The organism is Pseudomonas sp. P5_A2_2 (assembly GCF_054177685.1).
The window spans coordinates 1-3,448 of sequence record NZ_JBGCUL010000480.1 but is presented as its reverse complement, the minus strand read 5'-3'; the positions used below and the strand labels follow the sequence as shown (position 1 = coordinate 3,448).

General features: G+C 61.7%; 4 protein-coding genes. All 4 read left to right on the top strand.

Translation table 11 applies throughout. The annotated features are described in order from the left end of the window. Nucleotides 1-606: type VI secretion system lipoprotein TssJ (gene tssJ / locus ACXRVY_RS20775; protein ID WP_458238128.1), on the top strand; the 606-nt coding region annotated here is incomplete at its 5' end. 37 nt (nt 607-643) lie between these two features. Beyond that, a complete protein-coding gene (tssK, locus tag ACXRVY_RS20770) occupies nt 644-1,990 on the top strand; it encodes a type VI secretion system baseplate subunit TssK (protein WP_223463485.1) in 1,347 nt (448 codons plus the stop codon). After that, nucleotides 1,983-2,789, top strand: a complete 807-nt coding sequence (gene icmH / locus ACXRVY_RS20765) for a type IVB secretion system protein IcmH/DotU (RefSeq protein ID WP_223463484.1) — start codon at nt 1,983-1,985, stop codon at nt 2,787-2,789. The genes tssK and icmH overlap by 8 nt, the downstream gene beginning before the upstream one ends. A 106-nt stretch (nt 2,790-2,895) precedes the next feature. Beyond that, on the top strand, nt 2,896-3,417 hold the full coding sequence (locus tag ACXRVY_RS20760) for an Hcp family type VI secretion system effector (protein WP_458238127.1): 522 nt from the start codon (nt 2,896-2,898) through the stop codon (nt 3,415-3,417). Nucleotides 3,418-3,448: the final 31 nt, after the last annotated feature.

The window sequence follows — 3,448 nt, the reverse complement described above, 5'->3', positions numbered from 1 at the left end:
CGTCTGATCAGCACCGGCACTGTTCTGGATGAAGACGCGAGCCGCTCGCCCTACACCCTCAACGTTCAAGCGACCAGCCCGCAAGCACTGACGGACAAGGTGCAAACCCTGCTCAATCACCTCTATGAAAATGTACCGGCCCAGTCGCCGCTGACCTTGGAGCCAGAACCCGTGGTGCCAATGTCGCCTATCGAAGACGCGCTGTTAGGCCATTACGACGCCCAAGGCGTGAGCCTGACGACGCCTTGGGGCAACCCGGCGCTGCAGCACGTCGCCACGCCGATCGCCTTCAAAGTCTTGGAATTGACCGACGATTCGCTGCTGGTCAACGCCAGCCCCCAGGCCCTGGCCGACGACCTGAAAAAGACCCTGGGCAGCACCTATATCCGTGCCGACGACTACCTGCTTAACCCCGGCCAATTCAAGTTCGTCGACCTGCGTGCCCTGGATGAGGACACCCGGTTTATCGCGGTGATCGCCAACTACCACAGCGCCGATGTCAGCCAGTGGAAACATCGCCTGCGCGTCGAACCCAAGGGCCGCCAATACGCCGTGCTGGTGCAGTTGGATGCAGCCCAGGTCAGCCTCAAAGGAGAAACCCGATGACGCCCTTTTCAGCCGCTTTTGCCCCGAGTAATTACCGATGAGTTCACGCAACGCCGTCATCTGGCATGAAGGTTTGTTCGTCAAACCCCAGCACTTCCAGCAACAGGCCCGCGCCGCCGAAGCCGCAGTGCACCAGCGCCTGCACAGCCTGAACGACGCGCTCTATGGCTTCAGCGAGCTGACCCTGAACAGCGAATACCTGAACTTCGGCAAAGTCGCTATTACCCAGGCACGCGGAATCATGCCCGACGGCAGCGTCTTCGATATCCCCCACGATCTGGCGCCGCCCGCCCCGCTGGAAATCGCCGACAGCAGCGCGGTCAATCAGATTGTCTATCTGGCCCTGCCGCTGCGCTCCAACGGCGCCCTCGAAGTGCGCTGGCCCGACCAGTACAGCAACAGCCGCTACATCGCCCGCCGCGAGGAAATCCGCGACACCCACAGTGATGACGGCGATCAGGTCGGCATGGACGTTGCCGTGCCCAACCTGCAATTGATGCTCGAACGCAGCGACCGCAGTGCCTTCACTGGCATCGCCTTGGGCAGGATCAAAGACAAGCGCCCGGACGGCAGCCTGGTAATGGACGAGCATTTCTATCCCACCAGCCTGTCCCTGCAAGCGGTGCCGGCGCTGCACCGCTACCTCGGTGAGGTGGCCGGGCTGATGCGCGAGCGGGCCAAAAACCTGGCCCAGCGTATCGGTTCACCGGGGCAGTCGGGGGTGGCAGATGTCACCGACTTCAACCTGCTGCAAACCCTCAACCGCTTGTTCCCGCTGTTCCAACACCTGGCGCACCAGCGCCAAGTCCACCCGGAACAGCTGTACATCGCCCTGGCCCAGGCCTGCGGCGAACTGGTGACTTTTACCGATGAAGGCCACCTACCCCAGGAATACCCGGCCTACCAGCACGACAACCTGCGCGAGTCGTTCCAGATTCTGGAGCACACCTTGCGCCGCGCCTTGGGCACGGTGCTGCAACCGCGTGCGGTGTCGTTGCCGATTGTCGAGCAGCGGTACGGCGTGCGCAGCGCCGCATTGAACGACAAACGCCTGCTGGACAACGCTGAATTCATCCTCGCCGTGCGCGCCGAACTGCCCGCGGAAACCCTGCGTCAGCAACTGCCCAAGCAGATCAAGATCACCTCCACCGAAGGGCTGGAGCAACTGGTCAGCCTGCAACTGCCGGGTATTCCACTGCGGCCGCTGCCGGTGGCGCCGCGGCACCTGCCGTTCCATGCAGGTTTCAGCTACTTCGAACTCGACCGCCATCACCCCGCCTGGCAAAGCCTGAGCAGTGGCAGCGGGTTTGGTTTCCATATTGCCGGTGAATTCCCGAAGCTGGAATTGCAGTTCTGGGCGATCAGGAGTGAAAAAGATGATTAAAACGACACCCGACTCATGGCGTCACGAGGAGATCTCCGGCGCCATCGACTTTGACGGCGAAACGATCACTGCCAGCGGCCAAACACACTTGGCCGACCCTGAATTCGACATGCGCGGCCTGGCCTGGAACCCGCTGTGCGATGCCGCCACGCCGCTGATCGGCCTGGTCATCCGCCTGCGGCGTCTGGACCAGCACGACGACGTACCTGCGCTGTACCTGAGCGTCAGCAACCAGATCACCACGATCATGGAAGAAGTCAGCCAGCTCGACTACGACGCCGGCATGCTCAAGGCCTACTCCTACAGCCTGTGCCTGTTGCTCGACGAAGTGGCCATGAGCACTTCCTGGGGCAAGTCTTCCACATGGAGCGCACGCTCGCTGCTAAGCAAGTTTCATCAAGAAACCTGGGGCGGCGAAAAATTCTTCACCGTGATGAACAACATGATCCCCGAAGCGGCCAGGTACCAGCATGTGCTGGAGTTCATGTACCAGTGCCTGATCTCCGGTCTCAAAGGCAAATACGGCGCCCATATCAAGGGCGATGACGAAATACAGAAGATCATCACCCAACTGCACGGCCTGTTGCGCCCCCTGCGCGGCGAGACACCCAAGCGCCTGACCGACCCGCTGAAAAACGTCGCCCCGCGCAACTACCGGATCAAACGCGCCTGGCCGTTGTGGACGCCGTGGGCCATGGCCGCCGTCGTGCTGACGGTCGCCTACACGATCTACTCGATCCGCCTGAACGCCATCACCCAGCAAGTGCTGGAGTCGCTGGAGCGGGTGCTGCACCTGTAACCGATTTTCAGCGCGCTCATCCCGAGCGCCTGCAAAGCCATGGCCGTGTCGGCCATAACCTGCGGCCCCCAGGGGCCGTTCACTTGATCGCGACAAGGAGCTTGTCATGCCAACACCTGCGTACATCAGCATCCACGGCAAAACCCAGGGCCACATCACCAAGGGCGCGTTCACTGCTGACTCGGTGGGCAACGTTTATGTGGAAGGCCACGAAGACGAAATCCTCGCCCTGGAAGTCGACCACCAAATCGCCGCGCCCACCGACCCACAAAGCGGCCAGCCCGCGGGCCAGCGCGTGCATAAACCACTGACCTTCACCAGCGCACTGAACAAAGCCTCACCGATGCTCTATCAAGCCTTGGCCACCGGCGAAATGCTGCCGACCGTCGAGGTCAGGTGGTTCCGCACCTCGGGCGACGGCAAGCAGGAGCACTTCTTCACCACCAAGCTGGAAGACGCCACCGTCGTCGGGATCCACACCGTACTGCCCCACGCCCAGGACAGCGAAAACGAAAACTACACCCAACTGATCAAGACCAGCCTGTCTTATCGCAAGGTCAGCTGGACCCACAAAGTGTCCGGCACCGAAGCCTCGGATGACTGGCGTAAACCGGCAGAAGCCGGCTAAGAGCGGGCCCCGTTCCGTCGCTGCGGTGCGT